The 24,346-nt window shown below is 40.9% G+C and carries 28 protein-coding genes; 8 read left to right on the top strand and 20 right to left on the bottom strand.

All coding sequences use genetic code 11. The features are described from left to right. Nucleotides 1-56: 56 nt before the first annotated feature. Both NSQ72_RS09670 and trhA read left to right on the top strand, forming a co-directional pair. Entirely contained in the window at nucleotides 57-1,010 is a 954-nt protein-coding gene (locus NSQ72_RS09670) for a sigma 54-interacting transcriptional regulator (protein ID WP_341083932.1), read from the top strand. A gap of 14 nt (nucleotides 1,011-1,024) precedes the next feature. Beyond that, nucleotides 1,025-1,663: a PAQR family membrane homeostasis protein TrhA gene (trhA, locus tag NSQ72_RS09675; protein ID WP_024428144.1), complete on the top strand. Its 639-nt coding sequence runs from the start codon at nucleotides 1,025-1,027 to the stop codon at nucleotides 1,661-1,663. 37 nt (nucleotides 1,664-1,700) lie between these two features. Here trhA and NSQ72_RS09680 read toward each other — a convergent pair whose 3' ends face one another. From NSQ72_RS09680 to NSQ72_RS09735, 12 genes are all read right to left on the bottom strand, one after another. After that, nucleotides 1,701-2,324, bottom strand: a complete 624-nt coding sequence (locus NSQ72_RS09680) for a lysophospholipid acyltransferase family protein (protein WP_341083933.1) — start codon at nucleotides 2,322-2,324, stop codon at nucleotides 1,701-1,703. A 19-nt stretch (nucleotides 2,325-2,343) separates the two neighbouring features. Further along, nucleotides 2,344-2,829: a dihydrofolate reductase gene (locus NSQ72_RS09685; protein ID WP_341083934.1), complete on the bottom strand. Its 486-nt coding sequence runs from the start codon at nucleotides 2,827-2,829 to the stop codon at nucleotides 2,344-2,346. Next, the gene (locus NSQ72_RS09690) at nucleotides 2,826-3,620 is read right to left on the bottom strand and encodes a thymidylate synthase (protein WP_041085780.1); all 795 of its coding nucleotides are present in this window, start codon (nucleotides 3,618-3,620) and stop codon (nucleotides 2,826-2,828) included. Before NSQ72_RS09690 ends, NSQ72_RS09685 begins: the two co-directional genes overlap by 4 nt. Nucleotides 3,621-3,723: 103 nt before the next feature. Further along, the gene (locus tag NSQ72_RS09695) at nucleotides 3,724-4,251 is read right to left on the bottom strand and encodes a phosphatidylglycerophosphatase A family protein (protein ID WP_047203262.1); all 528 of its coding nucleotides are present in this window, start codon (nucleotides 4,249-4,251) and stop codon (nucleotides 3,724-3,726) included. Between the two features lie 18 nt (nucleotides 4,252-4,269). Beyond that, the gene (locus NSQ72_RS09700) at nucleotides 4,270-4,887 is read right to left on the bottom strand and encodes a YpjP family protein (protein WP_064497498.1); all 618 of its coding nucleotides are present in this window, start codon (nucleotides 4,885-4,887) and stop codon (nucleotides 4,270-4,272) included. Between the two features lie 284 nt (nucleotides 4,888-5,171). Beyond that, nucleotides 5,172-5,960: a class I SAM-dependent methyltransferase gene (locus NSQ72_RS09705; RefSeq protein WP_058838894.1), complete on the bottom strand. Its 789-nt coding sequence runs from the start codon at nucleotides 5,958-5,960 to the stop codon at nucleotides 5,172-5,174. Nucleotides 5,961-6,026: 66 nt separating this feature from the next. Further along, entirely contained in the window at nucleotides 6,027-6,461 is a 435-nt protein-coding gene (locus NSQ72_RS09710; RefSeq protein ID WP_039179382.1) for a BrxA/BrxB family bacilliredoxin, read from the bottom strand. A gap of 81 nt (nucleotides 6,462-6,542) precedes the next feature. Further along, nucleotides 6,543-8,219, bottom strand: a complete 1,677-nt coding sequence (gene ilvD / locus NSQ72_RS09715; RefSeq protein ID WP_024422739.1) for a dihydroxy-acid dehydratase — start codon at nucleotides 8,217-8,219, stop codon at nucleotides 6,543-6,545. A gap of 307 nt (nucleotides 8,220-8,526) precedes the next feature. Beyond that, complete coding sequence (locus NSQ72_RS09720; protein WP_323647597.1) at nucleotides 8,527-9,663, bottom strand: conserved virulence factor C family protein; 1,137 nt, start codon at nucleotides 9,661-9,663, stop codon at nucleotides 8,527-8,529. Nucleotides 9,664-9,693: 30 nt separating this feature from the next. Next, on the bottom strand, nucleotides 9,694-10,317 hold the full coding sequence (locus NSQ72_RS09725; RefSeq protein WP_341083937.1) for an HD domain-containing protein: 624 nt from the start codon (nucleotides 10,315-10,317) through the stop codon (nucleotides 9,694-9,696). 1 nt (nucleotide 10,318) lies between these two features. Further along, nucleotides 10,319-10,801 (bottom strand): glutathione peroxidase, encoded by a 483-nt coding sequence (locus tag NSQ72_RS09730; protein WP_041085791.1) that lies wholly within the window; start codon nucleotides 10,799-10,801, stop codon nucleotides 10,319-10,321. Between the two features lie 74 nt (nucleotides 10,802-10,875). Then, nucleotides 10,876-12,558 (bottom strand): formate--tetrahydrofolate ligase, encoded by a 1,683-nt coding sequence (locus NSQ72_RS09735; RefSeq protein WP_126681669.1) that lies wholly within the window; start codon nucleotides 12,556-12,558, stop codon nucleotides 10,876-10,878. A gap of 139 nt (nucleotides 12,559-12,697) precedes the next feature. Between NSQ72_RS09735 and metA the strand changes: the two genes are divergently transcribed. Next, a complete protein-coding gene (gene metA / locus NSQ72_RS09740) occupies nucleotides 12,698-13,606 on the top strand; it encodes a homoserine O-acetyltransferase MetA (RefSeq protein WP_039179396.1) in 909 nt (302 codons plus the stop codon). A 227-nt stretch (nucleotides 13,607-13,833) separates the two neighbouring features. Beyond that, nucleotides 13,834-14,985, top strand: a complete 1,152-nt coding sequence (locus NSQ72_RS09745) for a diglucosyl diacylglycerol synthase (RefSeq protein ID WP_024422744.1) — start codon at nucleotides 13,834-13,836, stop codon at nucleotides 14,983-14,985. 33 nt (nucleotides 14,986-15,018) lie between these two features. On the opposite strand, the gene NSQ72_RS09750 is transcribed toward NSQ72_RS09745, so the two are convergent. Further along, nucleotides 15,019-15,720, bottom strand: a complete 702-nt coding sequence (locus tag NSQ72_RS09750; protein ID WP_034280509.1) for an AIM24 family protein — start codon at nucleotides 15,718-15,720, stop codon at nucleotides 15,019-15,021. Nucleotides 15,721-15,983: 263 nt separating this feature from the next. On the opposite strand from NSQ72_RS09750, the gene cspD reads away from it, so the two are divergent. Continuing rightward, complete coding sequence (gene cspD, locus NSQ72_RS09755; RefSeq protein ID WP_024422747.1) at nucleotides 15,984-16,184, top strand: cold-shock protein CspD; 201 nt, start codon at nucleotides 15,984-15,986, stop codon at nucleotides 16,182-16,184. Between the two features lie 51 nt (nucleotides 16,185-16,235). Here the strand turns inward: cspD and NSQ72_RS09760 are convergent, their stop codons facing one another. The 3 genes from NSQ72_RS09760 to NSQ72_RS09770 form a co-directional block, all read right to left on the bottom strand. After that, the gene (locus NSQ72_RS09760) at nucleotides 16,236-16,418 is read right to left on the bottom strand and encodes a hypothetical protein (RefSeq protein ID WP_039179402.1); all 183 of its coding nucleotides are present in this window, start codon (nucleotides 16,416-16,418) and stop codon (nucleotides 16,236-16,238) included. 169 nt (nucleotides 16,419-16,587) lie between these two features. Continuing rightward, nucleotides 16,588-16,770: a zinc-finger domain-containing protein gene (locus NSQ72_RS09765; protein WP_024422748.1), complete on the bottom strand. Its 183-nt coding sequence runs from the start codon at nucleotides 16,768-16,770 to the stop codon at nucleotides 16,588-16,590. 1 nt (nucleotide 16,771) lies between these two features. Further along, nucleotides 16,772-17,443 carry a ribonuclease H family protein gene (locus NSQ72_RS09770; protein WP_144464540.1) on the bottom strand — a complete coding sequence of 224 codons (672 nt, stop codon included), beginning with the start codon at nucleotides 17,441-17,443 and terminating at the stop codon, nucleotides 16,772-16,774. A 94-nt stretch (nucleotides 17,444-17,537) separates the two neighbouring features. On the opposite strand from NSQ72_RS09770, the gene NSQ72_RS09775 reads away from it, so the two are divergent. Genes NSQ72_RS09775 through NSQ72_RS09785 form a run of 3 tightly spaced genes read left to right on the top strand, consistent with a single transcriptional unit; the run spans nucleotide 17,538 to nucleotide 18,792 of the window. Then, on the top strand, nucleotides 17,538-18,227 hold the full coding sequence (locus NSQ72_RS09775) for a queuosine precursor transporter (protein WP_059377765.1): 690 nt from the start codon (nucleotides 17,538-17,540) through the stop codon (nucleotides 18,225-18,227). A 1-nt stretch (nucleotide 18,228) separates the two neighbouring features. Further along, on the top strand, nucleotides 18,229-18,624 hold the full coding sequence (locus NSQ72_RS09780; protein ID WP_341083939.1) for a reverse transcriptase-like protein: 396 nt from the start codon (nucleotides 18,229-18,231) through the stop codon (nucleotides 18,622-18,624). Between the two features lie 42 nt (nucleotides 18,625-18,666). After that, nucleotides 18,667-18,792 (top strand): hypothetical protein, encoded by a 126-nt coding sequence (locus NSQ72_RS09785; RefSeq protein WP_003215584.1) that lies wholly within the window; start codon nucleotides 18,667-18,669, stop codon nucleotides 18,790-18,792. 204 nt (nucleotides 18,793-18,996) lie between these two features. Here the strand turns inward: NSQ72_RS09785 and NSQ72_RS09790 are convergent, their stop codons facing one another. From NSQ72_RS09790 to fbpC, 4 genes are all read right to left on the bottom strand, one after another. Beyond that, nucleotides 18,997-19,884 carry a 5'-3' exonuclease gene (locus NSQ72_RS09790; RefSeq protein ID WP_058837920.1) on the bottom strand — a complete coding sequence of 296 codons (888 nt, stop codon included), beginning with the start codon at nucleotides 19,882-19,884 and terminating at the stop codon, nucleotides 18,997-18,999. Between the two features lie 277 nt (nucleotides 19,885-20,161). Next, nucleotides 20,162-20,425, bottom strand: a complete 264-nt coding sequence (locus NSQ72_RS09795; protein ID WP_041085809.1) for a YpbS family protein — start codon at nucleotides 20,423-20,425, stop codon at nucleotides 20,162-20,164. Between the two features lie 41 nt (nucleotides 20,426-20,466). Beyond that, a complete protein-coding gene (locus NSQ72_RS09800; RefSeq protein WP_341083940.1) occupies nucleotides 20,467-24,063 on the bottom strand; it encodes a dynamin family protein in 3,597 nt (1,198 codons plus the stop codon). 133 nt (nucleotides 24,064-24,196) lie between these two features. Further along, complete coding sequence (fbpC, locus tag NSQ72_RS09805; RefSeq protein WP_306299200.1) at nucleotides 24,197-24,304, bottom strand: Fur-regulated basic protein FbpC; 108 nt, start codon at nucleotides 24,302-24,304, stop codon at nucleotides 24,197-24,199. Between the last annotated feature and the right edge of the window lie 42 nt (nucleotides 24,305-24,346).

Genomic DNA, 24,346 nt, shown 5'->3' on the forward strand with positions numbered 1-24,346 from the left:
TTTTAATTGGGTGTTACAATTGAACCAATTAGAACCACAAAGAAAGGAACCACCTCATGGCCACACAATCGATCACGTCTATATATGGAGATCATCAAGACATCAAGCATGCAATTCTTCTGGCAAAACAATTTTCGAAAAACGAACAGCCAGTCTTGATAACAGGAGACACCGGCACAGGCAAAACACTATTTGCCCAAGAAATGGCGAACGCAGCAATGACACACATATATTGCCCCATCTTGAATGAAGAAATCTTACAGAAAGCCTTCACAGAAAAAAACAATCAAATTCTTTATTTAGATGAGGTCGCCGCATTAAGTATTCCTATGCAGCACAAGGTCATTCACTTTCTAGAAACCTCACCTGCAACAAAAGTAATCGCTTCTTCGTCTTTATCAATAGAGGCACTCAGGGTTTCTTCAACCTTTTTACCCGAGCTGTTTTATCGTTTGAATGTTCTTCATTTGGCCCTTCCGGCTTTAGCTGAACGAAAAACAGACATTCCTGTGTTAACAAATGCTTTCTTTCAAGAGCTGAACATGGCTCCTGACATTGATCCAAGTGTTTGGGAAGCCTTGCAGCAGTATCCATTTGAAGGAAATGTGCAAGAGCTCAAAAATATCGTTCATTACGCTGCATCCATACTCGAGGGCCACACGGTATTTTTACATCATTTACCTCCCTTTGTGTTAGCACCTCTTCCATCAGCCGTGAAAGGTAAAAAGGAAGAACACCAGCTCACACTAATGGAAAAACAAGAGTTTGTTTTCTTGCTGGAAGCCATTAAATCTCTCAATGAAAAAGGAGAAGCAGCCAGCAGACGCATCTTGTCTGAACTAAGCAAGCAAGGAGACATTCCGCTCACCCCTCAGCAGGTGAGAAACCGCTTAGATGATCTTGAGAAAAAAGCATACGTGACGAAAGGAAAAGGCAGGGCCGGAACGAAGATTACACTTGAAGGTCTTTCATTCCTGAAGTCACTTGATGGTTATATACCGGTTCAATAAAAGGAGGACATCCATTGTTTACTGTAAAAGAAGAAATTGCAAACGCCATTACACATGGCATTGGTGTTATTTTATCCATACCAGCTATTGTGTTTCTCGTCTTATTCGCTGTTCAATACGGCACCGTCACAGACATTATCAGCTTTTCGATATTTGGCGCATCCATGCTGCTGCTCTATTTAAGTTCAACCCTGCTTCATAGCATTCGGCACAAAAAAACAAAAGATATTTTTGAAATCCTCGACCACTCGGCTATTTATGTATTGATTGCTGGTACATATACACCCTTTTTACTTGGACCACTAAAAGGTGCACTCGGCTATACGCTCCTTGCGATTGTATGGGCGCTTGCTGCTGGTGGGATTGTCTTTAAAATCTTTTTTGTCAAACGCTTTATTATCGTATCTACCCTCGTCTATTTATTAATGGGCTGGATGATTATCATTGCCATCAAACCGCTTTATATCCAATTAACAGGTGCAGGATTTGGACTCTTACTGTTAGGCGGTATATTATATTCAGTCGGAACCATCTTTTATATTTGGCGGAAAATCCCCTATCACCATGCGATTTGGCACAGCTTTGTTCTCGGCGGCAGTGCATCGATGTTCTTCTGTATTTTATTCTATTGCGTAAACATTCCTGCTGCATGAAAAAAACCAGCATCCTCTATTCGGATGCTGGTTTTTTCTATGCACGCTTTTGTGCGTAATCACTGATCATGACAGGAGCTTTAATATGAATATCGACATTAACAGGACGCATTCTCTTCACAAACTTCCCCGTTAAAAGACGATCCGTTCCGCTCGTTTCAATCGGTACAAGCGGACAATCGAATTCTTCAGCAAGCGCCTCTGCAATATGACGATACTCTTCTGAAAGCAGTAGACTCTGCCCAGACATGATTCTTTCCTTTGCTTCTTCTAATAAGACCTCATCCGTTTGATTCTGGTGAATGACCGCCATTTTTTTCAGCCATTGTTTTAAAATCGGACACCGAAAGAGCTTCGGCTTTGCCATAAAAGCAACTGGCTGCTCAAGGTGGCCGATCAATAATGTCGTCGTGACTGGATTCAGCTCTTTTGTGACATAAATAACCGGGCAGTCTGGCAGCTTCTTTTGCTGATGAATGGTCATGACTGATCCTGATTGATCAATACATCCCCGGGCAAACCTTTTTGCATGCTCATGAATGAGATGCATTCGTTTCGTATAGGAAATGCGTGGATCCGTTAATTCATGATCGTACAAATGCCTCATACTTTTTAAAAAGGATACAACAACATAAATCGTTAAAAACCAATAACGAAACAACCGTACTCCTCCTACTCACTTATCCTTTTTTGTCATAGACGACAAATTCATAATTGTAGGGGTTCTTTTCGTCACGATGGCCTTTTTCGCGTGATACAATCGTCCATCCGTCTTCATTGTAATACGGGAAATAACGGTCTCCTTCAAACGCATGGTGAATGTGCGTGATATAGAGACGATCCGCATATGGCATCATCTCTTCATACAGCTTAGACCCGCCAATAATAAATAGCTCTGTCTCGCTTTCCGCAATTGCCAAAATGTCAGCAATTGAATGAACAACCTCGCATCCTTCTGCTTTAAAAGAAGAACTTGTGGTCAGCACAATGTTTCGGCGGTTAGGCAGCGCTCGTCCAATGGATTCAAAGGTTTTTCTGCCCATGACAATCGTATGACCGCCTGTGACTTTTTTAAAATACGCTAAATCTGCTGGTAAATGCCAAGGCATTTGATTATCTTGACCAATGACTCTGTCTTCTCCTGTCGCCACAATCATGGAAATCATACACTGACTTCTCCTTTAATATGCGGATGCGGATCATAGTTCTCAAGAACAAAATCATCAAACGTAAAATCAAAAATGCTCTTTACATCCCTTGTGATGCGAAGCTTAGGAAGCGTGCGTTCCTCACGCTCTAGCTGCATTTTCACCTGCGGAAGATGATTTTGGTAAATATGAGCATCTCCAAGTGTATGAATAAACTCGCCTGGCTCAAGATTTGTGACTTTAGCAATCATCATCGTTAGGAGAGCATATGAAGCGATATTAAACGGCACACCTAAAAAGATATCTGCCGATCTTTGATATAGCTGGCAGGAAAGCTTCCCGTTTGATACGTAAAATTGAAACAGACAATGACAAGGAGGCAGCGCCATTTGATCAATTTCCCCCGGATTCCAAGCACTGACGATCAGTCGTCTTGAATTCGGGTTGTGCTCAATATCATGGATCAGCTTTGTGATCTGATCCACGGTCTCGCCGTCTCCACTCGCCCATGATCTCCACTGTGCACCGTACACACGGCCAAGCTCTCCATTTTCATCTGCCCATTCGTTCCAAATCCGGACACCATTTTCTTGAAGATATTTGACATTTGTATCACCTTTTAAAAACCAAAGCAACTCATGAATGATTGATTTCAGGTGTAATTTCTTTGTTGTTAAAAGAGGAAATCCTTCCTGTAAATCAAATCTCATCTGGTAACCGAACGTGCTGATTGTACCTGTACCCGTTCTGTCACCTTTTTCATCCCCGTGCTGTAATACATGACGGCATAACTCTTTGTATTGTTTCATTTTTTTCATCCTTTATTTATGTTCTTGTTGTAGTTTACCTTATTTCTGCTTTTGTTGAAACCAAAAAAACATGCCTGCATGATGAGCAGACATGTTTTTCTTTTTATACTTGATTCACTCGTTCCTGCTCTTCATCTTTAATATCTTGGTGTGAGTGAGCAATGCGGCTTGCAGCTGCTGCGGCAAGTGCAGCGACTAGGTCATCAAGGAAAGTATGCACTTCACCTGGACGGCCCTCATCTAATTCACGAATAATACCGAATTTCTCTTTATCTAAATAACCGAAGTTGGTCAAACCGATTGATCCATATACATTGACAATGGAAAGCGGAATAATCTCATCAATTCCATATAGCGGCTCATCTGTTTCAACTAAGTGCTGTAAAGGTTCTGGCAAAAGCTTTTGTTCTGCCAGCTGATCAAGGGCAAGTCCTGTTAAAACTGCATGGACAATTTCTCTTTTATTCAGCACTTTTTCAACATTTTCAATACAGACACTAAGTGGAAGGTTTGGATGATATTTTTCTTGGAGCTTCAGCACAATGTGTGCGATATCTTCAATTTTCACTCCGCGGTCGTTTAACATTTGTTTTGTAATCTGCACCATTTCGTTCATTGTATATTTTTTCAATTGGCATGACATCTCCTTCTAGTGGCTCATCCAGCTCGGCGGGGTGTTTTTATCCCAGTAAATATTACCGAGTTCATGATGCGTCTGGAATCCATCTTCTGCTGTATGGTAATGAAAGTTAAACCAATATCCGCTGTGAGGCGGCTGATCTCTTCTGACATGGAAACGGAGCAAATCTTCTCCGGTCTTGCGGTTGTAAATGTGGAAGATTTTTTCGCCATTTCCACTTGAAGGCTGATCAGTTAAAACAACATCTTGAAATTTTTCGTCATCTTTGAAATTTGTTAAATAGTCGGTTAACACTTGTTCAATCTTCGGCTGAATCTCTTCTCTGTACTCGTCCTCAATGACAGGTGTGATTTTACGGCCAAATTTGAGAAAGGATTGATTTTCTGCATTTGACAGCACCTCTTGCTTATATTGCTCAAAGGGATCTGTCTGCTCTTTGCTTTCCTGTTGCGTTAGTTCCCAGCTGCGCATTTCATCTGATGTATCATAAACAGCTGTATAAGGCGTTTTATCAGATGAAGAAAGTTCAGAGGGCTTGTCTGTCATCAAAGCCGACGGAGGAGAGACTAAACCAAAAGTTGCAATCGTAAAGAGCACAACAAGCGTTTTTCTCATCCACATCTTCATGATATCTAATTCCTTCCATAAGTTATCATACTGCTATTCTAGCATATAATGAATTTTCAGTCATTCAATTTGGCCATCGATTTGAGACTTTCTTTTTCATAATAAAACGTTTACAATGGTAGCAAAGGCGACTAAAATTTGGGAGGAATGGGTATGCTTGAAGGGTTTTTCATTACGGCTTCCTTGCTGACGTTATTTTATTTTGTCTATATGGAGATTACAGATTAAAAGCCCTAAATAAGGGCTTTTTTAGATGATTGATAAGGAATTCAAAGAATTGTCTATTAGTGAGGGCTTTTTTCTTTCTCAATATATCCATAATGAAATTGAGCTGTTTTTCGTTTTAAAACGTGAAATTGATAGGAATCTGCTAGAAATCGGGTGCTTTTCCAATGATCTTTTAAAACTACCCTTTTTCTCGCCACTCTCAGTGCTTCTTGGACGGCTATTTCGTGGTCAAAGTGGTGCTCTGCTGCATGACGTAGCGGAGCGATACTTGCAGATTCTTGAATTGTCTCCTCAAACATCGGATCAAAATAGACGACATCAAATGAACCATCAGAGAGCTTCTTTAGCTGCTCGATACTGTCTCCACTTACAACAGATATCCGCTTCATCGCTTCATCTGCCTCTCTTATCCCTGTCTCCCATGTGTTTAGTCCTTCTCGCACTAGCAATGCTGTCATGGGATTCTTTTCGATACCAACGACCCTTCCATTCGTACCTACTCGCATGCTTGCTGTAATGGCATCTGATCCTAAGCCAAGCGTACAATCTAAAAAGGAATCGCCAGGCTGAAGCTGCGTGGCTTCGATTAAAGGATCCTTTTCTCCGCGCATGAGCCGCTTCACCCTGAACATTGCTGAGCTTGGATGAAAGAAAAACTTTTCACCATTTGGCTGATACCATTCGAATCTTTCTTTCCCCACAACAAGGACGTCTCCTCGTTTTATCGCAAGCTGCTTGACAGATTGTTTGCGCCTCTCTACATACTCGCCATGTAAATCCTCTGCAAGGGCTTTTGCTGTTTCAATCGTTTGTTCATTTGCTCTAAAGCTTGTTGTGATAAGCATGCGGTTCCTCCATCATGATCAAGAAAAAATGCCCTGATGTGATCACAGGACATTTCAACATGTGTATTAGCAATGTTTTTCAAATGCAGATAAGACGTTGTTCATGATGTCTTCCATTTCATGACCTTCAATTTCGTCACGCGGAATAAAATGAACAAGTTCATTTCCTTTTAAAAGTGCCATAGATGGAGACGATGGCTCTTCGCCTGTGAAGTATTCTCTCATTTTTGCCGTTGCTTCCCTGTCCTGGCCAGCAAAAACTGTGACAATTCGATCTGGCGTTTTTTCTGCCTTCATCACAGCTTGTGTAGCAGCTGGGCGTGCTAATCCGGCAGCGCACCCGCATACAGAATTGACAACCACAAATGTCGTTCCTTCTCTTTCTTGCATCGTTTGTTCTACTTCTTCTTCCGTTGTTAGTTCTTGAAATCCTGCACTTGTCAGCTCTTGACGCATCGGTACAACGAGCTGGCGCATATATTCTTCATATGCCATTGACATAAAAAAGCCCCCTCTATAATCCTTATGTTGTGAATAAAGGATACTATAGAGAGAGCCAATTTTCAAATGTTCGATATCAGATTAAATTTTCATGATTCCGCCTGTATTGGCTGATGTCACAAGTTTTGAATATCTAGCAAGATAACCTGTTTTTACTTTTGGCTCAAAGCCTTTCCAGTTTGCTTTTCTTCTTTCCCATTCTTCCTCTGGAACATCTACGCTTAAAATGCGCTGCTCGATATCGACAACAACATGGTCACCATTTTCAACAAAGGCAAGCGGGCCTCCCTCAGCTGCCTCTGGTGAGACGTGTCCAATAGACAATCCGCGAGAAGCGCCGGAAAAACGTCCGTCTGTAATTAAAGCAACCTTTGGTCCAAGTCCCATACCGACGATTTGTGAAGTAGGTGCAAGCATTTCAGGCATGCCAGGTCCGCCTTTAGGTCCTTCGTAGCGAATGATGACAACATGTCCTGCTTCTACTTTTCTATTAATGATGCCTTCAAGGGCTTCTTCTTGGGATTCAAATACGATCGCAGGTCCCTCATGGCGTGTGATCCCGTCTTGTACCCCGCCCGTTTTAATGATGGCTCCATCTGGCGCAAGGTTTCCAAATAAAACGGCTAAGCCGCCTTTTTCAGTAAATGGCTTGTCAATTGGATAAATGACGTTATAATCTTTTACCTCATGTCCCGCAATGTTCTCGCCAAGCGTTTTCGCAGTAACGGTCATTGTATCTAAATGAAGAGCGCCTTCTTTTTTAGACAATTCATTTAGTGCCGCTGTAACGCCGCCTGCTTCATGTAAATCCTCAATATAAACATCTGAAGCTGGAGCAAGTTTCGATAAATGAGGCACACGTTCTGCTACTTCATTGATGCGTTCAAGTGAATATTCAACACCTGCTTCATTCGCAATCGCCAATGTGTGAAGAACGGTATTGGTTGAACCACCAAGTGCCATATCTAATGCAAATGCATTATCAATTGCTTTTTCAGTGACAATATCCCGTGGTTTAATATCTTTTTTGATGAGCTCCATGAGTTGTTTTGCAGACTTCTTCGCAAATTCTCTTCGCTCTGGTGATGTCGCCAAAATTGTTCCATTTCCAGGAAGAGCAATCCCGAGTGCTTCTGCCAAACAGTTCATTGAGTTAGCTGTAAACATACCTGAACAAGATCCGCAGGTTGGACAGCCAAACTGCTCTAATTCATTTAATTCCTCTTCATTGATTTTACCTGACTGGTATGCACCAACGCCTTCAAATACAGAAGAAAGAGAAATTTTTCTGCCATCACTTGTTCTACCCGCTTCCATCGGTCCGCCGCTCACAAAAACAGTCGGGATATTCACGCGCATCGCTGCCATCATCATTCCTGGTGTGATTTTATCGCAGTTAGGAATACAAACCATTCCATCAAACCAATGAGCAGATACAACGGTTTCTACAGAGTCAGCAATGATTTCACGGCTTGGCAATGAATATCTCATCCCGATATGACCCATGGCAATTCCATCATCGACGCCAATCGTATTGAATTCAAATGGAACACCGCCAGCTTCACGAATGGCTTCTTTAACAATCTTCCCGAATTCCTGAAGATGGACATGTCCTGGGACAATATCAATATAGGAATTACATACGGCAATAAATGGCTTGCCGAAATCCTCATCCTTTACCCCCGCTGCTCTTAGTAAGCTTCGGTGAGGTGCTCTGTCGATTCCTTGTTTAATCATATTACTGCGTAGTTCTGCCATCTGTTTAAAAAGCCTCCTATACTACAAGTCTTGTTGACTGCATGATTTTGAGTTGATTTTATTTTACAAATTTTCTGTTTATTTAGCCACCTATGAATGACTGATGACTAACATGGCTGCTGAAGCAAGCGCTCAGCAAGGTTCGTGTCATAAAATCTGACCTCCAATATTCTATATTGGTACTACTATATAGAGTTTTTTCGCATATTTCAACAATATTCAAAATAATTTTTCTAAAAAAATTTTTCTGTCTATCTTTTTTAGAAAAACAAGCTGCTTTTCATTGGCAGCTTGTTCATTTTTCTCATCATTCTGATGCATTCTTTCTACTTTCTGTCATTTGCTTCCACACAGAGCCTTTCGCTTCTTCCCCATGCTCAATGCGCTCAATCGCCATTTTGACTTGAAGACTGACTTCAAACTCAGGGTCTTGCTCTGCTTCTTTTAATGCTTCTAGTGCCGTTTCGTCCCCTTCTTCATAAAGGAACATAGCTGCACGCCAGCGGACGAGCTTACTCGGGTCCTTTAATGCTGCGATCATGGCTTTTATAGCACTAGGGTCACCAAGGTCAGAAATACAGTCACCAGCCGTTCTGCGGACCGTCACTGTTTTGTCCTCGAGCCCCTTATATAAAATAGGCAGAATGGCAGGATCTTCAATCATGCCAGCATTCACAACGGCTTGTCTGCGAATAGACGTTTTTGGATCCTCCATTGCTTTCATTAAAACAGGTATATCCTTTTGCTCTGGCTGCATTTGCTCTAAATGGGCAAAACGTTTTTTCCAATCTTCCTCTTGCAGCATGTCTTCTGTTACATCATATGCTTTTCGGTTCACCTGTCTATCTACAGCTTCCTGCCCTTCTTTAACTGCCTCTGTTAATCGGGCTAAACGCTCATCATCATAGGCTGCTTGCAGCTCCTCTGTGACTTCCTGACCGATATCAGCAAATTCCCCAAAACGAACGCCGTGTTCTTTCCACACACGTTCAAACACGACATTGTCTGAGCTGCTTCTAAGCTTTAAAATGGCTGCTTGAAAACGTTCAGGCATGCCAAACCGCTCTTCTCTTTCACCGTCTGACAGTTTGACCTGCATCGGAATCCCATTAAACATTTGGACAAATACTTTCACTTCACCAAATGTGTCATCGCCTGACTGCGATCCTTCCTGAAGGCCTTCTGTTTCTTGTCCAAAGGCTTCTCTGACCTGCTGTAAAATACCCTGCCAGTCAAACTTTGCATTTCGCTCGACCGCTAAGAAATCTGCGACATGATAAACCCCTTTTACACCTTCAATGCTTAAAATACGCTTAATCATTTCTGGGGCTTCGTCTTTTTGATCCTTTTTGTAGTTGTTGCTTTTACCGCCGGCAAGTGCTTCTGTCAAAATAACCTTCATGGTATTCGGACTTGGCGTCGGTTCTATGGCTGTTATTTTCATTGATATATCCTCCTTACACACATAAAGACCCTACTCATCTGTAAGGCCGCATTCTTCTTTCCATTTCTTGATAAATAAACTCATCAATTCATGCCGCTCATCAGCAAGCTGCTTCCCTGCACGAGTGTTCATCAAGTCTTTTAATTTGAGCAGTTTTTCTTCCATATGCTTTAGCACAGAACCCTGCTGCGTGTCCTTTGTATAATGGGGCTCACCTGTTGCGCCAGCATACGTAAACACTCTAGCGATACCGCTTGCTCCTATCGCATCCAGCCTATCCGCATCTTGAACAATAGCCCCTTCTAACGTCATCGGCCTAAACTGCTTATGCCGGTGACGAAAAGACATCGTTGTAATGATGTCCATGATATAGCGGATATCCCTCGTGTCCAATTCCCACAAAAGGAGCTGGTGCTCAAGCTGCTCCTTAGTGACTTTCCATTCAATTGACAGCTTTTCATCAATGACATCATGTACAATTGCCGCCATTTCGATGATAAATAAAGAGCCGCCTTCCTGATGTGCAATACGGCCGGCAAGCTGGCGCACACGAGCAACATGAGCCGCATCGTGTCCAGTTGGTTCATCCTTCAGCCTGTCTGAAACAAAGGAGGCAGCTGCCTCCAATTGTTTTCGCTGCATGACTGTCAGCATCTTATTTGTCCAACAGAGCAATGATTGAGCTTTCTAATTCTTTTGGTGGCGTTTTTGGAGAGAACCGTTCAGTGACTTCTCCGTTTTGGTCCACGATAAATTTGGTGAAATTCCATTTCACTGTTTTTGTCCCAAGCACACCTTTCGCTTCACTTGTTAAATGCTTGAACAGCGGGTGCGCCTCTTCGCCATTAACATCTACTTTCGCAAACATAGGGAAGGTCACTCCATAATTCAAAGAACAGAATTCTTGAATGGCTTCTTCTCCTTCTGGCTCTTGGTTCATAAATTGGTTACACGGAAATCCTAAAATTTCAAGGCCCTTTTCATGATATTGATCATATAGCTCTTGTAATTGTTTAAATTGAGGAGTCAGTCCACATTTGCTTGCTGTGTTTACAATAATGAGCACTTTTCCTTTGTAATCTGCCATCGATTTTTCCTGACCGTTAATGGTCTTGACCTGAATATCATAAATTGACATCTCATAGCCTCCTAGGATTCACTTTTTCCTATCGTAACATGCTTCTTTTAGAAAATCGCTTTTTATGCTCCCGTTTAAAAGAGTCCTGTCACACTGCCGTCTTCTAATAAATCCATTTCGAGAGCCGCAGGTTTTTTAGGTAATCCAGGCATTGTCAAAATGCTTCCGGTTAAGGCCACAATAAATCCTGCTCCTACAGATGGCTTTAACTCGCGAATCGTAATGGTAAAGCCTTTAGGTCTGCCGATTAAAGCTGGATCATCCGAAAGAGAATATTGTGTTTTTGCCATACAAACCGGCAAATGAGCCCAGCCGTTTTCCTCAATGGCAGCCAGCTGCTTTCTTGCTTTGGATGTGAGCGTGACCCCATCTGCCCCGTAAACCACTTTGGCCACTTTAGATAACTTTTCTTCGATGGAATCGTTCGCTTCATACAAATAGGTAAAGTTGTTCTTTTTCTTTTCAATGAGTTCCGCTAGTTCCTCTGCAAGAGCTGTCCCGCCTTCGCCTCCTTCTTCCCATACATTCACGGCTTTAACTGGATGGCCATGTTTGCCGCACCAATCTTCTATCGCTTGAATCTCTTCTTTTGTATCCGTAATAAAACGGTTTACCGCGACAATATATGGAAGACCAAAAGCTTGCACGGTTTCAATATGCTTTTCTAAATTATGTATACCTTCTAATACGGCGTGTGCATTCTCTTCTTTGAGTTCGGTTTTCTTCATTCCGCCATGCATCTTTAATGCTCTCACTGTCGCCACAATGACAACTGCACCAGGTTTGAAATCACCAGCTCTTGTTTTAATGTGAAGGAACTTTTCTGCTCCAAGATCTGCTCCAAATCCAGCTTCTGTTACGACATAATCAGCTAATTTTGCTGCCATTTTGGTCGCAATTAAACTATTGCATCCATGTGCAATATTGGCAAAAGGACCGCCATGGACAAGTGCTGGGGTTCCTTCAATCGTTTGAACCAGGTTCGGCTTGAGTGCGTCTTTTAAAAGTAACGTCAGGACACCTTCATATCCAAGTGCTCCCACTGTGACTGGCTCGCCTTCTTGATTATAGGCAACAACAATAGAAGAAAGACGTTTTTTTAAGTCAGATAAGTCTTCTGCTAAACAGAGGATCGCCATCATTTCGGAAGCAACTGTAATGTCAAATCCGTCTTCTCTAGGATACCCATTTAACTGACCGCCAAGTCCGACAACGACTTGTCTTAATGCACGATCGTTTAAATCAAGCACTCGCTTCCATACAATGCGGCGCGTGTCGATGCCGAGTTCATTTCCGTGATGGATATGGTTATCAATAAAAGCAGATAAGGCGTTATGTGCAGATGTAATGGCATGAAAATCTCCTGTGAAATGAAGATTGATTTCTTCCATTGGCAGCACCTGTGAATATCCTCCGCCCGCTGCCCCGCCTTTAATCCCCATTGTAGGACCTAATGATGGCTCACGCATCGCAATGATCGCTTTTTTGCCAATTTTTTCGAAGGCTTGACCAAGGCCGACTGTTACCGTGGATTTCCCCTCACCTGCTGGCGTTGGGTTGATGGAAGTGACAAGAATCACGTGTCCTTCTTTTTGTTCCTTTAAACGGTCAAAAATAGTCAAAGATATTTTCGCTTTTGTGAAACCATAGCATTCTAATTCTTCGTCATGTAGTTGCAGCTTTGCTGCGATGTCTTGAATTGGTCTTAGCTTAGCCTTTTGGGCAATGTCAATATCTGATAAATGCTTTGTGATCATAACAAAACGGCCTCCTTTTTTTACAGAAACAGCATTCTTTTTTGCTCTATTTTTCATTGTAACATAATTGAAACATTGAAATATCGCCAGAAAGTTCCTATAATGAAGTGAAATTAGCTTTGGTTCAGGGGGTGGCGAGTTGCCTATTAACATACCAGTTCATCTGCCGGCAAAACAAATACTAGAGAGCGAAAATATTTTCGTCATGGATGAGACAAGGGCATTCAAGCAAGATATCCGTCCTTTGAATATCGTGATCTTAAATTTAATGCCAAAAAAAATACAAACTGAAACGCAGCTGCTGAGAATGCTCGGAAATTCTCCTTTACAAGTGTACTTTACGTTTTTGATTCCAAGTACACATACACCGAAGAATACGTCGAGAGAGCATCTAGATGAATTTTATACGACCTTTGAATCGATTCGCCATAAAAAATTTGATGGAATGATCATCACTGGCGCACCAATTGAGCACTTACCTTTTGAAGAAGTTTCTTATTGGAAAGAGCTGCAGGACATTTTGGACTGGAGTAAAACCAATGTGACATCTACCCTTCATATTTGCTGGGGTGCACAGGCAGGTTTATATCACCATTACGGGATTGAAAAAATCAAGCTTCCCGAGAAAAAATTTGGCGTATTTGAGCATATTGTGAAAGAGAAAAAAGAAAGATTAGTCAGAGGTTTTGATGAAGTATACTATGTCCCACATTCTAGGCATACAGATATTAATACAGAACAATTAAAAAACACGCCGAATTTGAAAGTCTTGAGTATGTCTGAAGAAGCAGGTGTTTGTTTAATTGTTTCAGATGATGATAAACAAGTATTTTTAACTGGACACCCTGAGTATGATACAGATACATTGATGCAGGAATATGAAAGAGATTTGTTGAAAGATGATACAGTCCAAAAACCTGTCCACTATTTTATAGAAGATGGTGACACATTAATCCCAGTAAATCGCTGGAAAGCCCATGCAACCTTGTTGTTTATGAATTGGCTTAATTATTATGTTTATCAAGAAACACCATACGTTTGGGAATAAAATAGACTGTGGTCTGATGATAAATCGTCAAAATGTGTTAAAATACAAATGGCTCTGTCTTCCATTATCAATTGAATCTGTTTGTTTTTTAAAATTAGTTTAATTCTTTCGTAACGAATGATATGCTCTAACTGTTTATATGTTATCTTTATGTATATGTAGACCTATGAGATTAATAGTTTCGTACGAAGTTTTGTTGTTGTTGATTACATTTGAGGTGAATATTCTTGAATACCAATAAAAAAATATTAATCTTGACCGCAAATTATGGAAATGGACATATGCAGGTAGCAAAAACACTGTATGATGAATGCAAATCCCAAGGATTTGAACATGTTGTAGTTTCTAATTTGTATCAAGAATCGAATCCCATTGTGTCAGAAGTGACTCAATATTTATACTTGAAGAGCTTTTCCATTGGGAAACAATTTTATCGCTTGTTTTATTACGGTGTTGATAAAATTTACAATAAACGCAAATTTAACATTTATTTAAAGATGGGAAATAAGCGTCTCGATGAATTAATTCAGTTACACAATCCAGATATCATCATTATTACATTCCCGATGATTGTTGTACCAGAATATCGAAACAAAACAGGTAAAGTGATTCCGACTTTTAATGTCATGACCGATTTTTGTCTCCATAAGATTTGGGTACATGAAAACATCGACCGATACTATGTTGCAACCGATTATGTGAAACAAAAATTAGTGGAAATCGGCACACATCCAAGCGATGTCAAAGTGACAGGTATTCCTATTAGACCACAGTTTGAAGCCGACGTGCCAAAATCGATGATCTATAAAAAATATGGATTATCATCCGACAAAAAAGTACTTCTTATCATGGCCGGTGCTCACGGTGTACTAAAAAATGTGAAGGAATTATGTGAGGCGCTGCTTCTCGACAGTGAAGTACAAATTGTTGTTGTATGCGGAAAGAACGCCGCACTGAAACAATCGCTTAGCGTTCTTGAGCAGGCACACCCAGATCAATTGAAGGCGCTTGGATATGTGGAACAAATTGATGAATTGTTCAGAGTAACAGATTGTATGATTACAAAACCAGGCGGCATTACTTTAACAGAAGCAACTGCAATCGGTGTCCCTGTCATTCTTTACAAGCCTGTCCCTGGTCAAGAAAAAGAAAATGCTCTTTTCTTTGAGGATTATGGCGCTGCCATTGTCATTAACAGACATGAAGACATTTTAGAATCTGTGACCAACTTGCTGCAGGACGAAGAAAAATTAGAAACAATGAAACAAAACATGAAAAAACTGCACTTAAAACAATCTTCTCAAACCATTTTGGAAGATATTGTCGAGCAGTCAGATCTCATCATGAATAACAAAACATATGCTCGCGCATTATCATAAAAAGGTGTCCGTCATTGACGGACACCTTTTTCTTTACCCTTGATTTCCATTTGTTGTGTATACTTCTTCAAACGGCTGAACGACAACAAAGCCGCTTCCAGTAAACTTCATTTGAATAGACTCTCCGCTTCCCCTGCCAATAAAGGTTTTAAAGGAAACATCTGTCACAAATTCAGTTTTTAAATCACCTGACCACGCAACAGTCGCATTCGGATCTGTATAAACAGAGTCACCCGGCTGAACAATGAGCGTCAGCGGCTCATAATGACTTGTGATTGCTACTAAGCCCGGCCCTTCTAATTTGACATTAAATAATCCGCCTGCAAGCATGCCTGATACCTTTTTCATCAATTTGATATCCCAGCGGACAGACGGTTCAAATGCGAGCAGATCGTTTCCATTCACAAAAATAGATTCCCCTTGGGCCAAACGGAGAATTGAGATTTTTTTGCCTTGATCTGCCACATATAATTTCCCATCACCTGTCGCCTTCATTAGTGAGGTGCCTTCTCCCGAGAGCATTTTTTTGAACATCTTTGAGACTCCGTGCTCAAAAACACCCTCACGTTCAAATTTGATTTTCCCTCGATAGGAAACCATGGAACCTGTTTTTGCCCAAATGGTGTCAGTCAAATTAATTTCTAAAAGTCTTGGTGTTTCAAGTTCGAAGACCCCTTCTCCTTTATCTTCTTGCTGCGTATTCTGAACAAATTCTTCAAGTGTATAACGATTCATGATTGCACCTCTTTCTGTATTTTTTTTATATACGGACAAGCTGCACGTTAGGTTCCGAAAAGGACGTTTTATTTTTCATTGTTATTCACCAAAAAAACAAAAAAATCAAACATTCTGCTCAAAATTTGGCTCGCCTGCTTGACGCGTTACTTTTGATGGTGTATAGTGGAACCATCATTTAACAACTGTAAAGTCGTTAGGTGATGAAAATTTTTTTTAGTATGCCCAAAAGGTGTGCTACAGTACTAGGAGGAAAAAGCAATATGCAAAACGGTAAAGTAAAATGGTTCAATAATGAAAAAGGTTTCGGCTTCATTGAAGTTGAAGGCGGAGACGATGTATTCGTTCACTTCACAGCTATCGAAGGTGACGGCTACAAGTCTTTAGAAGAAGGACAAGAAGTTTCTTTTGAAATCGTTGAAGGTAATCGTGGACCTCAAGCTGCAAACGTAACAAAACTTTAATCAACTAAATCAATGATGAAACGACAAAATAAAGAGAGGCATATGCCTCTCTTATTTGATTTTCAGCTGAATTTCAATGGCTAAAATATTTTGCTTCAGTCGTTGTTCAATTTCAGAAATATCTTTTTCGAGAAAAGGTCTTCCCTTCTTTGCTACATCTACTAGCTGCTCTAGATCGCTGTATACCTCTTGAAATGTTCGATGTAATACCGTTTCGAAATCCTTATTATTCATGCCGGCCTTCCCCTTTTCCTCTATTATCCGTCACTTAGTCAAAAAGTAACTCAACCAAAACTTTCTATAGTTATATCGGCTCATTTTTCAGAATATGTTCTTTTTTAACACATTCTATTCGTTTTTTTTCACGAGCGGATGTTTGAGTAAGGAAAACCGGGGCAGCCGCTTACTTTTTAAGCAGCGTCTGTCCGTATTCTTTTATTTTCTCTCCGACTGTGCATTGCTGAATACAAAAGGAGTGGGCGTATTTTTTGCCATATTCTTTTCGAAAGTGCTTCTTAATCAAGCAATCTGAACAATACGTGTCTTGGAGATCCGTCAATTCTTGTACTGCTGTTTTTTTATCCACATTATTCAGCTCCGTCTGCTTCTAATTTCAATTTACTTTCAATTGGGACGTCTGCAAGTATCTGCCTTGCAAGCTGATCCGCTTCTGCATTTTGTTTACGATCGATGACTTCATATGTTGGCGTAAGCCTCAGCTCCTTTAAAGCCGCTTCAATCCGGTCGAGCCATTTGTTATGTATATCATCATAACAAGGCCATTCTCCTTTTAATTGATTCATGACAACAAGTGAATCGCCTCTAATCGTGACAGAATTTCTGCTTGCCCCAAGGTCTTTCAAAGCTTTTACTGCCTCAAATAAAGCTGCATACTCCGCTTCATTATTGGTGATTCCTTGGAAGGGCTGATTTTTTCTCAAACGATAAGTATCTTCTCCGAGCTTATAGTAGACGACAACCCCAAGGCCAGAGTCGCCTGTTTCTTTGTGAAAACTTGCATCAAAATAGACCTGAAGCTGATCAGGTTCAAGCTTTAGTTCTTCATTTAGCTTTTCAAGTTCTTTAATAGACCACATCGCCCCTTTTTCATCTTCAAATGATAGGAGTGACTGTGGTTCTTTTTTGTCTATATGTTTTGCTAAAAGCAAGGCCTCTTTTAGCTCCATCCAATCTTCTTGGAAAAAAGCAATGGACCCAATCGATTTCACTTTCATTGTATAGTGCGCTCTTAATTTCATTGATCACATCGCCTTCCCGTGCTTTTAAGGTAAACGTTCGTTATGCTATAATCAAAAAGTTACATTTTACAATGAGAAAGGAAGTTCATGTCACTTGTTTAATGAAGGTATTTGGATCTTATTTGCGATCATTAATTTTATCATTGTTCTTCTATTTTATAAAGGATTTGGCAAGATGGGCCTTTTCGTCTGGATTGGCTTTGCGACGGTTGCAGCAAATTTACAAGTGGTCAAAACCGTTGAATTGTTTGGCTTAACGGCAACACTTGGGAACATTTTATATGGCAGTGTGTTCTTTGCAACGGACGTATTGAATGAAAAATATGGACAAAATGAAGCGAGGAAAGCTGTCTGGATTGGCTTTGCCACCCTTTTAACGCTAACCGTTGTCATGCAGGAGGCTTTGCTTTTCAATCCCGCTCCATCTGACATTTCTCAAACATCGCTCGAAACGATATTTGGCTTTATGCCAAGGGTCGCACTTGGCAGTCTTGCTGCTTATATCATCAGTCAAATGTTAGATGTTTATGTATATTCGTTTATTCGCCGGATATTTCCTTCCGATGGTGCGCTCTGGGTGCGCAACGCTGGAAGTACGATGATCAGCCAGCTGCTTGATACACTGATCTTCACAACCATTGCCTTTCTTGGCACCTATCCATTTCATGTATGGATCGAAATCTTCATCACGACTTATGTGATTAAATTTATCGTTGCCGCGATTGGGACACCATATGCGTATGCAGCGAAAAGAATGGTTCCGCTTGATGAAAGGGTGAAATAAATTGCCAGCTGAAATATACATTGATGGTGCTAGCGCAGGAAATCCAGGTCCTTCTGGTATCGGCATTTTCATTAAATATGATGGAAAGGCAGAATCTTTCTCGATTCCTCTCGGATCAATGAGCAATCACGAAGCAGAATTTTCCGCTCTCATTGAAGGGATGAAAATCTGCGTAGAAAAAGGACTGCGTTCCGTTTCGTTTCGAACAGATTCACAGGTAGTTGACCGTGCGGCCAATGCAGGATTTGCTAAAAATCCAGCCTTTCAGCCTTTTATAAAAGAGATGATCGAGCATCAACGGCAGTTTGATTTATTTTTCATTAAGTGGATTCCAAGCAAGGAAAATCAAGTAGCTGATCAGCTCGCTAGAAAAGCGATTCACCTTTCTAAAGGATGAATCGCTTTTTTTCGGTTATGCTAATGTATGAGGTGATACTGATTGGATAAAGAGAATAAAGGTCGTGTCACAAATGGGACAACCCCACAAGGTGATGCGCAAACAAAAGATAAGCAGCCACTATCTCAGCTCGAAAATAGAGCGAAGAAAAGCAATACAAAAAGATGACCTTAGAGATCAGCTTAGCTGATCTCTAACAAAGGGCTAAAATGATTTTTATTTTAGTCCTTTGTCTTCTTTTCAGCGTGATAGAAAACCTTTGCAGCCCTAGGAAGGGCGAGTACCGGAGCGGAGCGAATTTGACATTCGTGAGCACCGGAGCGCAGACCTGACAACGAATGCGAGGGTTTGTCTTTACGCTGAGAGATCGGCTTAGCTGATCTCTATTTTACTTAATCGATTCACCATCGGTTCAATTCCTTTGATTTGATGGTAACGCAGCATGGCAGCAGCCCGTTCTTGATTGATGTTCATCTTCGTCTCATCAATTGGACAGCTCAGCGGGACATCACATTTGATCTCTGCCAATAGACGGGAGAGCTTCAAATCTTCTAATCCTGCTTGCATTTTCTTTTGCTGTGCGGCCGTTAGTTCATGAACATTTTCTAATAATCCATCAATGGTTTGATATGTTTGAATAAATTTTAATGCTGTTTTTTCTCCGATTCCTTTGACGCCTGGGTAATTGTCACTTGAATCCCCCATAAGTGCTTTCATATCGATCAGCGCCTTTGGAGAGATGCCCATTTCCTCTTCAAATAAGGCTTTTGTATAATGTTTATAGTTCCCGATCCCTTTTTGCATCAAAGCAACAGTCACTTGTTCATTCAATATCTGCAGCAAATCTCTGTCGCCAGTTAGAACCGTCACACGTGCTTCATTCTGATAGACTGCTGCCAGCGTACCGATACAATCATCTGCCTCAAAGCCTTTTAAACCAACGTTTACAATTCCTAGCTCCTCTGTCGCTTCTTTTGCTAAATCGAATTGCGGAATGAGCTCGACAGGTGCCTCTCCTCGATTTGCTTTATAATCTTGAAACAATTCATTTCGGTATGTTTGGCTTCCCATATCCCAGCAGCAAACAATATGAGTTGGCTCAAATGTCTGAACAGCGGTTAATAAATGCTTCAAATAGCCATTTACTCCATTCGTCGGGACGCCGTGATCATTTATCATAAAATTGCGATGGACAGCCGTTGCATAGAACGATCTGAACAGAAGCGCCATGCCATCAACAAGCAGTACGTGTTTATTCATTCTTATAAACTCCCTTTTTCAAAACAATACTCCTATTCTATCACAGAACATAGAATTCGACATAAAAAAGGCGCCCTCTTCTTTTGGAAAAGAAGTGGCACCTTTGGATTATTTTTGACCGTATTGCATTTTTTTCGATTCTGCTTCTGCGTAGGATGGCATCTCTTTTTGTTTCGGGTTACGCTCATCCTGCTTTTTTGCATGCTGCTTTTTTTCCATCATCATTCCCCTTTCTCGGTTCACTTGTTAAGATGACCAAAAAAGAGAAAGTTACTCTTTACTTCTGTTTTCTTTCGACATACTCCCTGACCATATCAATCGTTACATGCTTACGCAGCGGAACAATACCGCCTCGTGCAAGCTCATTCATCTTCGAAGTAATCGCATTGATATCGTCAGTTGTAAATGGTTCGTTTTGCTCACACTTGAAAACAGCAGTCTCTATTGCCTGCTCTCTTTTTTGCTCAAGCGCAAGAAACGACTTGATATGAGCATTCTGTTTTTGTGAATGTGCGGAAATCTCTTCGTGTACGCTCGTCATTTTTTATCAACTGCTTTCTTTTTTCTATAGTCTATCATGAATCAAATGGTTTTCAACTGTTTCTTCCATTCATTTGTCTGCTTGTATACTTGTTCTATCATCGCCTGCTCTTTCGCATCTGTCGTCAAGCTCATGATAAATGTTTGTTTTTGTTCATTCAGCTGCTTGAGCGCTTCTGTTTCATATCTTTCAGTAAAGGTCTTCACCATCATATCGTATCTGCTCTGTAATTCTTCTTTTTCTTTATCTGCCCATTTCGTCGTTAATTGGAAAAGGACATCTCGAATCGCTTCAATAAACGCTGCCTTCCCGTTCTGTTCAAAGAAAGCTTTCGCTGATTTTTGCTTCTTTAAGAGCGGCTCAAACGGCGTTAGGTCCGCTTCCACTTCAATTTGTTTCAGCTCTGCATTTTTCTCATCTGGCGGCGACAGCCGGAGAGAAAAGTAAGGATCTTCTGCACACGCAGCCTGTAATCCTTTCTCCCACTCCTCTTTGAAATATTGAGTGATAAACGATTCCATTCGAATATCAAGCGCCTTTATCTCCTGTACAAATTCAAATTCATAATCCTTTAGCGCCTGTTCAAGCGCTTTTTTCAACTCTTGCCTGAAGTCCCCTTGAGATATTCCAGGATAAAAGGCTGTCTTTAACAGATCATTTGCATAAAGTGACAAGCGCTGAACAATGTGGTAAAGCTGTTCGTGTAAGTCCTTTTTCACACTTTCTGTCACTAGCTTAGATCGTTTAATATGGCTCATTTGATCAACGATCGCTTCATAGGATGTGTCTATCTTTTTCTTTTCCGCTTGCTTTTCATCTTCTGACTGATGCAGTGTCTCATGCAGCTTGTCGACTGTTCTACATAATGTACTCGCTTCAAAATACAGCAGCTCAATCGCATCTTTCGTTAATTCTTCCTCAATAAAATAGTCGAGCTGTGTTCTGAGCTGTGCATACTGGTTATAGGGCGACTGATCCTTTCCTTCGATCTCTTCCTTACTGGATACATGATGAAGGTTTGGATGCCGGATGCCTTCTTTTGTGAGCTCATTTTTCACATAGTCAAAGACAGTTTCAAGCTCTGTTTGATCCTTTGCGAGGTCAGCTGCATTGATAATAAAAAACATTTTATCCATGCTAAATGAATCTTTTACAAGCCCGAGTTTACGTAAAAATGAACGGTCTGCTTTTGAGAAAGAATGCTGGTAGTAAGTTAAATAAAGAAGGGCATCAGCATCCTTCATATATTGAAAGGCAATCTCTGTATGACGTTTATTCATACTGCTGGCGCCTGGTGTATCAACAATCGTCAGTCCTTTATCTGTTAAAGGTGTACTTAAATACACCGTCACTTCCTTCACCACACAAGAAACAGCCTCTTCTGCCACATATGGCTTTAATTCTTGCAGGGTGACATTGTGCGGCGTTTGTTTTTGAATGGACTCACGGAACTTTTCATGAGCGTTTAAAAAATGTTCAACAATGATGCGGTGATCCTGTTCAAGCTCTCTTTTTTTCAGCGTTCGTTCGAGTTTGGCTTGAAACGTATCTCCCTTTTCTTCTGTTATAGAAAAACCGAGAATTTGATCGAGCTCTTCTAATATTTCCTGCTCGGTTTTGAACACCACTTTCACACTTTCATGCGGATGGTCTTCTGTCGGCCGCGTCAGCTTATTGATCGTGGCCGTCGTTGGTGTAGGAGATGATGGCAGCACCTTTCTCCCAACTAGGGCATTGGCAAACGACGATTTCCCTGAACTAAAAGCACCGAATAAGGCGAGTGTAAATTCCTTCGCTTGCAGCCGTTTTGTTCGTTGTTCAAAGGACTTTCTTTGAGACTGAAGCGCGTTTAATGGCATTAACATTTGAGAAAGCTGCTCAAACTGGTCAATCGACTGCGCTGTCGTAATATGCTGTGATTGACGCATTTGATCAAGCTCTGTCTGCTGCTGATTTTCTTTCTCGCTTTCTTCCGCATGAGTGGACGTATGATTCTGATTTAGCTCGTCATGCTGCATCCGATGTTTTTTCACATAAAACCAATCATCTGTGATCTGCTCATTTGTTCCGTTTTGCCATATATCCCATACATGCTCAATATCTCTTCTGATTTGATCATTTTTTTCCATGCTTTGCTCGAGCGCTTGGAGCTCCTGTGCTGCCTGGGCCCACTTATCTTGTTGCTTTCCCTTTTCATTCATGAGCTGGGTTTTCAGCGTCTCGGTCATTTGTTCAATCAATGGTATTGCTTTCTGTTTGGTCTGTCTTTTCAGTGCTTCACCAGCATCTTTTGCATATTGCAAAACGTATTCATTTGAAAATGTCGCACCATGATGGATGACGTTTTCAAGCAGTGATTCTTCCACAGGTGTTTCAAATGCCATCACTTGATTTAATAGCTCTTCACCAAGCTGATGTTTCTTGACTTCTTTTTTGAGCAGCTCAGCAATATGCCAGTCCACTTCAGCTTTCATTCTTGCTTTGACATCTGCTAAGAAATCGTTCGCCCGCTTTTCTTTTTCCTGCTCAGTTTTATTTTTAGCGAACAGCAGTCCTACCTTAAAGCCAGGCGCTTTCGATTCAATATAGTCACTTGCAAGCTCTCTCATTTTAAATGGGGTTAGGTTTGCATTTTTTAAAATATTCTCGACTTCAAAAGACACTTCGTCTTCTAACTGTTTTGCTCCATTTTCAATAAAGCTGCTTTTCGCTTCAAGTTCCTTGACTTCTCTTCTTTTTTCTTGAAGCAGTGAATCAAGATCCTCTTCTTGCAGCTCTTCTTTTAATGAGTCAATATGTTCTTTTAAAACATTCTCTATTTTCTGCTCGGTATAGGCGCGAAGTGATGCTTTCGGCAATGTTTGTAATTCTTGCAGTTTCTCGATTAAACGAATCATTTCGTTTCTTGGATGCGACTCATCGGTTACAGATGTAAAGTATAGATGTTCTTCTTCAATGCCCTCTTTAAGAAGCATATCAACTACTTGATTTTTGTAGTCTTCAAACGCTGTCTCATGCTCATCATGTCGATCGACTTGATTTACGATGAAATAAAGATTTGGCACTTTCTCTTTAATGGAGCGAATGAAACGAATGTTTTCTTCTGAATGAACATGGTTGTAGTGCACGACATAAAAAAGAGCATCTGCTTGATGAAGAATAGACGCGGCAGATAAAAAATGGGTATGATCCGTTGAATCAATTCCAGGCGTATCAATCAGTGCCACCTTTTCTTCCAATCCTCTATAGTCCCCGCTAATTTCCACCATTTCAATCTGTTCCCCGTCCTTACAAAAACGCTGAACTGCTTCTTTATCATAAGAACCGCTCATTTTTGCAAAACGGCCATCTGAGGTGTGAAGCTTTACTTCACTCTCCCCTTTCCTCACGACGACCAAGTTTGCACTTGTTGGAATCGGACTCGTTGGCAGGATGTGATCATGAAGCAGATGATTCACAAGTGATGACTTTCCAGCTGAATAGTGACCGGTAAATGCGATATATACTTCTTCTTCTGCTTCCTTTTTGATAATCGATGCAAGTTTGGCTGCGCGTTCATGATCATCCCTTTTGAGAAGGCTTTGATATAAAGCACCTGTAGTTTGAACGAGCGAATCTCGAATAGACAAGTCTTCCATGACGATAAACCCCTTTGTTTTTAGAAAAGTCAGTTATGTATGTGATACCATTTTACACAAAATCAAGAGATTTTTCTTCTGATCTGAGGAAATAAAAAAAATCTGCTGCCCGATCAGTCGCAATTGACTGCGATCAGGAAGCAGATTTTTTAGAAACACCTTTTAATACGAAGCCAATTAATAGGCTGTATACACAGACCGTACCGAGTAAGAAAACCATTGTCATGTGATCACCGTCCATCCTTCGTGATTGAGAATGCTTATCATTAATGAAAGTGTATCA

It is taken from the genome of Bacillus sp. FSL R5-0659 (assembly GCF_038008785.1).
Taxonomy (GTDB): domain Bacteria; phylum Bacillota; class Bacilli; order Bacillales; family Bacillaceae; genus Bacillus; species Bacillus safensis.

What these genes read in the sequence shown, in the direction of transcription:
- NSQ72_RS09720 (WP_323647597.1), bottom strand. Translation starts at nt 9,663, where the DNA reads ATGAAAATAACAGCCATAGAACCGACGCCAAGTCCGAATACCATGAAG.
- NSQ72_RS09705 (WP_058838894.1), bottom strand. Translation starts at nt 5,960, where the DNA reads ATGCTTATCACAACAAGCTTTAGAGCAAATGAACAAACGATTGAAACA.
- NSQ72_RS09685 (WP_341083934.1), bottom strand. Translation starts at nt 2,829, where the DNA reads ATGATTTCCATGATTGTGGCGACAGGAGAAGACAGAGTCATTGGTCAA.
- ilvD (WP_024422739.1), bottom strand. Translation starts at nt 8,219, where the DNA reads ATGGCAGAACTACGCAGTAATATGATTAAACAAGGAATCGACAGAGCA.
- NSQ72_RS09795 (WP_041085809.1), bottom strand. Translation starts at nt 20,425, where the DNA reads ATGACGAGCGTACACGAAGAGATTTCCGCACATTCACAAAAACAGAAT.
- NSQ72_RS09790 (WP_058837920.1), bottom strand. Translation starts at nt 19,884, where the DNA reads ATGAATAAACACGTACTGCTTGTTGATGGCATGGCGCTTCTGTTCAGA.
- NSQ72_RS09670 (WP_341083932.1), top strand. Translation starts at nt 57, where the DNA reads ATGGCCACACAATCGATCACGTCTATATATGGAGATCATCAAGACATC.
- NSQ72_RS09760 (WP_039179402.1), bottom strand. Translation starts at nt 16,418, where the DNA reads ATGAATAATAAGGATTTCGAAACGGTATTACATCGAACATTTCAAGAG.
- NSQ72_RS09750 (WP_034280509.1), bottom strand. Translation starts at nt 15,720, where the DNA reads ATGAATCGTTATACACTTGAAGAATTTGTTCAGAATACGCAGCAAGAA.
- NSQ72_RS09725 (WP_341083937.1), bottom strand. Translation starts at nt 10,317, where the DNA reads ATGCTGACAGTCATGCAGCGAAAACAATTGGAGGCAGCTGCCTCCTTT.
- NSQ72_RS09800 (WP_341083940.1), bottom strand. Translation starts at nt 24,063, where the DNA reads ATGGAAGACTTGTCTATTCGAGATTCGCTCGTTCAAACTACAGGTGCT.
- fbpC (WP_306299200.1), bottom strand. Translation starts at nt 24,304, where the DNA reads ATGGACGGTGATCACATGACAATGGTTTTCTTACTCGGTACGGTCTGT.
- NSQ72_RS09770 (WP_144464540.1), bottom strand. Translation starts at nt 17,443, where the DNA reads ATGAAATTAAGAGCGCACTATACAATGAAAGTGAAATCGATTGGGTCC.
- NSQ72_RS09700 (WP_064497498.1), bottom strand. Translation starts at nt 4,887, where the DNA reads ATGAAGATGTGGATGAGAAAAACGCTTGTTGTGCTCTTTACGATTGCA.
- NSQ72_RS09690 (WP_041085780.1), bottom strand. Translation starts at nt 3,620, where the DNA reads ATGAAACAATACAAAGAGTTATGCCGTCATGTATTACAGCACGGGGAT.
- NSQ72_RS09730 (WP_041085791.1), bottom strand. Translation starts at nt 10,801, where the DNA reads ATGTCAATTTATGATATTCAGGTCAAGACCATTAACGGTCAGGAAAAA.
- NSQ72_RS09710 (WP_039179382.1), bottom strand. Translation starts at nt 6,461, where the DNA reads ATGTCAATGGCATATGAAGAATATATGCGCCAGCTCGTTGTACCGATG.
- cspD (WP_024422747.1), top strand. Translation starts at nt 15,984, where the DNA reads ATGCAAAACGGTAAAGTAAAATGGTTCAATAATGAAAAAGGTTTCGGC.
- NSQ72_RS09735 (WP_126681669.1), bottom strand. Translation starts at nt 12,558, where the DNA reads ATGATCACAAAGCATTTATCAGATATTGACATTGCCCAAAAGGCTAAG.